Annotated in this window: 7 protein-coding genes; 2 read left to right on the top strand and 5 right to left on the bottom strand. The window is 39.9% G+C overall.

Features of this window, described 5'->3' with window-relative positions; genetic code table 11:
* Window positions 1-8 precede the first annotated feature (8 nt).
* The 3 genes from LC574_RS25935 to LC574_RS25925 form a co-directional block, all read right to left on the bottom strand.
* On the bottom strand, window positions 9-203 hold the full coding sequence (locus LC574_RS25935) for a hypothetical protein (protein WP_229456409.1): 195 nt from the start codon (window positions 201-203) through the stop codon (window positions 9-11).
* Window positions 204-441: 238 nt separating this feature from the next.
* Entirely contained in the window at window positions 442-672 is a 231-nt protein-coding gene (locus LC574_RS25930; RefSeq protein WP_229456408.1) for a type II toxin-antitoxin system HicA family toxin, read from the bottom strand.
* Window positions 669-908, bottom strand: coding sequence for a type II toxin-antitoxin system HicB family antitoxin (locus LC574_RS25925; protein WP_229456407.1), 240 nt, complete (start codon window positions 906-908; stop codon window positions 669-671). Before LC574_RS25925 ends, LC574_RS25930 begins: the two co-directional genes overlap by 4 nt.
* A 313-nt stretch (window positions 909-1,221) precedes the next feature.
* Here LC574_RS25925 and recQ point away from each other — a divergent pair, with 313 nt between their 5' ends.
* Together recQ and LC574_RS25915 are read left to right on the top strand one after the other, a co-directional pair.
* On the top strand, window positions 1,222-3,381 hold the full coding sequence (recQ, locus tag LC574_RS25920) for a DNA helicase RecQ (RefSeq protein WP_229456406.1): 2,160 nt from the start codon (window positions 1,222-1,224) through the stop codon (window positions 3,379-3,381).
* A 228-nt stretch (window positions 3,382-3,609) separates the two neighbouring features.
* Window positions 3,610-4,182: a Uma2 family endonuclease gene (locus LC574_RS25915; RefSeq protein WP_229456405.1), complete on the top strand. Its 573-nt coding sequence runs from the start codon at window positions 3,610-3,612 to the stop codon at window positions 4,180-4,182.
* A gap of 140 nt (window positions 4,183-4,322) precedes the next feature.
* Here the strand turns inward: LC574_RS25915 and LC574_RS25910 are convergent, their stop codons facing one another.
* Window positions 4,323-4,490, bottom strand: a complete 168-nt coding sequence (locus LC574_RS25910) for a hypothetical protein (protein ID WP_229456404.1) — start codon at window positions 4,488-4,490, stop codon at window positions 4,323-4,325.
* A gap of 383 nt (window positions 4,491-4,873) precedes the next feature.
* Window positions 4,874-5,002, bottom strand: a complete 129-nt coding sequence (locus LC574_RS38255; protein WP_267871679.1) for a hypothetical protein — start codon at window positions 5,000-5,002, stop codon at window positions 4,874-4,876.
* Window positions 5,003-5,093: the final 91 nt, after the last annotated feature.

The raw sequence follows: 5,093 nt of genomic DNA, 5'->3' as shown, positions 1-5,093 counted from the left end.
TTAAAAGTTTAAAAGTCAAGAGCCGTTAGGGAAAGCCCAGAATAATGGTCATTAAAAAACTTAACTAGGGACTCAGCTTGAGATTGGCTAACTTTCCGTTGACCATTAAGCACTTCTTTAACAATCTTAACAGAGCCAAAAACTTCGACTAAAGAAGTTGGCTGCACATCAAACTCATGCATGAGGGATTCTAAAGTAGCCACAGGTTTTGACTCACCCATAGAATAATGGCGTGACTCGTAATTCTCAATTCCGTTGAACCAACAACTCAAAAAGCGCAGTTTCAGCCTCTGTCAACTCACCCGACATCATCCCCTCTACTGCTGTTAAGGCTCTGTTATACTCCTGTTCTGTTTTAATTGGCTTAGGCTGATACTGAATCAGTAAGTCAGTGTAGGTTTGTCGACACCAAACAATAAAATTACATCTATTACATCTAATTTATTTTCCCAATAACTCAAAAAAAGTTTCCTTATCAATACCAATATCCTGAATCATACCCATTAGAGTCCCTGGTTTTAGGTCTTTTCCCGAATGAATAGGAACAACAACTCTTTGTCCATGACTATCCTTATAAATAGCATGACTCCCCTTTTGACGGTCAAGATAAAAACCTAAATTTTCGATGACTTTGATAAATTCTTTAGCTTTGACACTGGGAAAATTACTCATGCCAATATACTTAATGGCTTAACAATTAAATCATCTTTAGGAATTGACTGATTATCAGCCCTTAAACTTTCAATATATAATTCAATAGCTTCTGTAATATTCTCAATGGCCTCTTCAAAAGAATCTCCTTGAGAATGACAACCTTTTAGGATTGGACAAAAAGCGTGATAACCTCCATCTGATTCTTTTTCCAGAATAACTGTGTAATTGTAAATTTGTTTATTGTTGTTGTCCATAATGTTTTCAACTTGTTTGCGCTCTACCTACTTTTACTTCAGCATGATTCCATGATAAAGGCTTTTAGATGATGTTGGTTAAAGTAGTGCGATAGCCGATTGTGTAGCGACTGTCTTAAAAGTTAAGCGATCGCTCATATATGATAATTGACTTAGTGCGATGCCTGCGGTGGTCACTGAGCGCAGCCGAAGTGCGGGCTGCGCCTACGCACTCCAGAAACGCAGACCTAACCAAAGTTGCCAAAGATGTGAGTTAAAATCCTGATATCTTCAATAACTACTCACGCAGACAGCCCCGGAAAAAGCGATCGCTATGCTTCAATACCCCAATCTCGAACAAGCGCTAAAATATCACTTCGGTTACGACAGATTCCGCCCCGGACAACGACAAATTATCGAAGATGCGCTGCAAAATCGAGATTTATTGATTGTGATGCCTACGGGTGGGGGCAAATCTTTGTGTTTTCAGTTACCTGCATTGCTCAAAAAAGGCTTAACGGTGGTGGTGTCGCCATTAATCGCTTTGATGCAAGATCAAGTGGAAGGACTGCAAAATAATAATATTGCTGCCACATTTTTGAATAGTAGTCTGAATCCCTATAAGGTGCGATCGCGCGAAGAAGCTATCCTCAGTGGTAAAGTTAGACTACTTTACGTCGCCCCAGAACGTCTGTTGAGTGAAAGATTTCTCCCATTTCTCGATTTAGTCAAAGAAAAAATTGGCATTGCGGCTTTTGCCATTGACGAAGCCCACTGCGTCTCTGAGTGGGGACACGACTTCCGCCCAGAATACCGCCAGATGAAATCTCTGCGGAAACGCTATCCTGATGTCCCTACCCTCGCCCTCACCGCCACAGCAACCGATCGCGTCCGTGCTGATATTATCCAACAACTAGGGCTAAAGCAACCGAGTATCCACATTGCTAGCTTTAACCGCCAAAACCTTTATTACGAAGTCCGTTCTAAAACCAAGTCTGCGTATGCTGAATTATTAGAACTTATTCGAGAAAATGAAGGTTCAGCAATTATTTATTGCCTAACGCGCAAAAAAGTTGATGAACTCACCTTTAAATTGCAAAATGATAAGATTGCCGCCTTATCTTATCATGCCGGATTAACTGATGAAGAACGCAGCAGCAATCAAACTCGATTTATTCGAGATGATGTGCGCGTCATGGTGGCAACAATTGCCTTTGGAATGGGAATTAATAAGCCAGATGTGCGGTTAGTAATTCACTTTGATTTACCACGTAATTTAGAAAGTTATTATCAAGAATCAGGTAGGGCGGGAAGGGATAATGAACCTTCACGTTGTACACTTTTTTTCAGCTTTGGTGATATTAAAACCATTGAATGGAGTATTAACCAAAAAACTGACCCACAAGAACAGTTGATTGCTAAACAACAACTGCGTCAGGTAATTGACTATGCTGAAGGTACTGTTTGTCGGCGGACAATTCAGCTAGGTTATTTTGGGGAACGTTTTCTTGGTAATTGCGGTAACTGCGATAATTGCCGTCATCCCAAACCAATGCAAGACTGGACAATTGAAGCCATGAAGTTTTTATCCTGTGTGGCGCGTTGTAAAGAAAGATTTGGGATGCTGCACATTATTGATGTGTTGCGCGGGGCAAAAAAAGACAAAATTATCCAGTACGAACATGATAAACTTTCTACCTACGGTATTGGCAAAGATAAGAGTGTAGATGAATGGCGAATGTTGGCGCGATCGCTTTTACATCAAGGGTTGCTAGAACAGACTAGCGATGGTTACTCAGTTTTGAAACTTAACCCCCTTAGTTGGGAAGTGATGCGGCGACAGCGTACAGTTTCCCTTGTTGTTCCCGTAGCACAGAAGGTTACTTGGGAAGAAGGGAGTGAAAAAGCTGCCCAAGGAGAGATATTAATGCAGAGGTTGCGATCGCTCCGTAAACAACTTGCTGATGAACAATCTGTACCACCTTACGTTGTCTTTCAGGATTCTACCTTGAAATTGATGGCACAGGTACAACCTACAACACTAACCGAATTTGGTAAACTTTCGGGCGTAGGCAGTCACAAACTTTCCCAATATGGCGATAAATTCCTCGCAGAAATTCGCGCCTACCGCCAAGAAAAAGGTTTGGTAGATCCACCCCAAGTTAAATTTACACCCTCTGTTAGCCTACCTTCCGACACAGAAATATTCACATTACAATTACATAAACAAGGTTTGAGTGTTAATGAAATTGCCAAAAAACGCAACATTCGCCCCACAACAATTATTCGCCATTTGGCAGATTTGATTGAAAAAAATCAGCCTGTAGACATAAATCAGTTAGTACCTCTTGAACATCAACAAAAAATTTGGCAAGTTTTAGAAGTGCTTGGTGATATTTCTTTAACGCCAATTCGAGAACAACTCGGTGAAAGCTACACTTTTGATGAAATTCGCTTAGTACGGGGTAAGTGGCGGCGCGAAAATCGTAAGTGATAATTAAATTTTAAAAGATATTTTCAAAGTATTGGGCGAATAGAATTCGCGGCTACACAAGCAAAGTCTACCTCCGTGGACTAAGAGAAAATCAAGGGCTTCAAACCCACGGAGGTGGGTTTTGTCTGTATAGCCGCGATTTCTAATCGCCAAGGCTAGTATTAATTGAGACTTTACAAACATCCTTTTATGATTAAAATACAAAAGCAAGATTAAAGGAGTTAGCTGATGAGTCAGATGCTTAATACAGGAGTACGCTGGACAATTCACGATGTGGAACTCTTGGCAGAAAATGAAGGGACGCGTTACGAGATAGTTGATGGAGAATTATTTATGACCAGGGCACCTCACTTTAAACATCAGCAAACTTGTGGCAGAATTTTCCAACAGCTTAACATTTGGTCAGAGTCTACTGGTTTAGGAGAAGCTGTGATAAACCCCGGCGTTTTATTTTCAGAATCAGATAATGTGATTCCTGATGTAGTTTGGGCTACTAAAGAAACCTTGGCGGTAACATTGGATGAAGCGGGACATTTAACTGGCGCACCAGATTTAGTAGTTGAAGTTCTGTCTGCTAGCAAAGAAGACCTAAGACGAGATAAGGAAGCAAAACTTAAACTTTATTCTTCCAGAGGAGTAAAAGAATATTGGATTGCTGATTGGCGATCGCGTAAACTAGAGGTCTATCGACGCGAACAAACTCAACTTAATTTGGTAGCAACCCTATTTAGTAGTGATAATATAATTTCTCCGCTATTGCCTGGTTTTAGCTGTACTGTAGACCAGTTTTTTCCTATATAAAAAATATTTATTTTTGGGAGATATGCACACTCATTGTTTTCCCAAAATGAAATGTGTATAACTTACTCTGAGACATCGCCTTGCACCAATAACTAAATTTTCTCCTCATCAAGGCGATATCTAGGGACAATCAGCTTATATTAAGAAAAGCTGGGGATTTCAGAGTTGGAATGTTCTGATGTAAGAGCAGACGATGAAGGTGTAATGTTTTGGCTTTGAGCAGGCACAATTGTAGATAACAGCTTAGGCAGTGCCAAACAAACAACAGTATTTAACAGCGTCAGGAATATACCATCTATCAAACTCATATATTCATCTTCTCCGTTTGAAAATTGGTGTTGACTATATTTTTAGTTTGAAGCAAAATCAGTAAAATTGCTTAAAAACAGAATTTAGATTTCTTTTATTGAATATAAGCTAAATAAATATTCGGTTGTGTTGCCAAAATTTAGGTGAGGTAGTTTATCTATCTCACCTAAATTTTAAAATAATTTACTGGCAATTTGTCCATCAATTCGGAGAACAATTAGGACAGAAGTTAGGACTGAATTTACAGTATTGGCTACCTGTCAATGCATAAGCTGTACAATAAGGAAAACTGGTAAGTTGAATTTTAGCTGGTTGTAATCTGGAAGCATTCGGCAACGCTTCAGTAAGTTTGGTTTTCTCGGCCAGAAAAAGAGCTAAAAGCTTAGGCAACGCCATGCAAGCAGCAATATTGAGCAGCGTTAGCAGTATAGCGTCTATCAAATTCATAGGTAATCATCTCCTGTGAAACGTAGGCGTAGGCGTAGCCCGTCGTAGCGGCGGCTTCCGCCAATGTGAACTTTTCAAGGCAGACATCGCTCTCTTGCTCAAAGCTAACTTAGCTTCTCAATATTCACTTGTGTGAGAATTAATCAAAGTATTTT

Source organism: Nostoc sp. CHAB 5715 (assembly GCF_020829685.1).
Lineage (GTDB): Bacteria > Cyanobacteriota > Cyanobacteriia > Cyanobacteriales > Nostocaceae > Nostoc.
The sequence above is the reverse complement of the archived record's forward strand: the minus strand, read 5'-3'. Positions and strand labels throughout refer to the sequence as shown.

What these genes read in the sequence shown, in the direction of transcription:
- LC574_RS25930 (WP_229456408.1), bottom strand. Translation starts at nt 672, where the DNA reads ATGAGTAATTTTCCCAGTGTCAAAGCTAAAGAATTTATCAAAGTCATC.
- LC574_RS25925 (WP_229456407.1), bottom strand. Translation starts at nt 908, where the DNA reads ATGGACAACAACAATAAACAAATTTACAATTACACAGTTATTCTGGAA.
- recQ (WP_229456406.1), top strand. Translation starts at nt 1,222, where the DNA reads ATGCTTCAATACCCCAATCTCGAACAAGCGCTAAAATATCACTTCGGT.
- LC574_RS25915 (WP_229456405.1), top strand. Translation starts at nt 3,610, where the DNA reads ATGAGTCAGATGCTTAATACAGGAGTACGCTGGACAATTCACGATGTG.
- LC574_RS25910 (WP_229456404.1), bottom strand. Translation starts at nt 4,490, where the DNA reads ATGAGTTTGATAGATGGTATATTCCTGACGCTGTTAAATACTGTTGTT.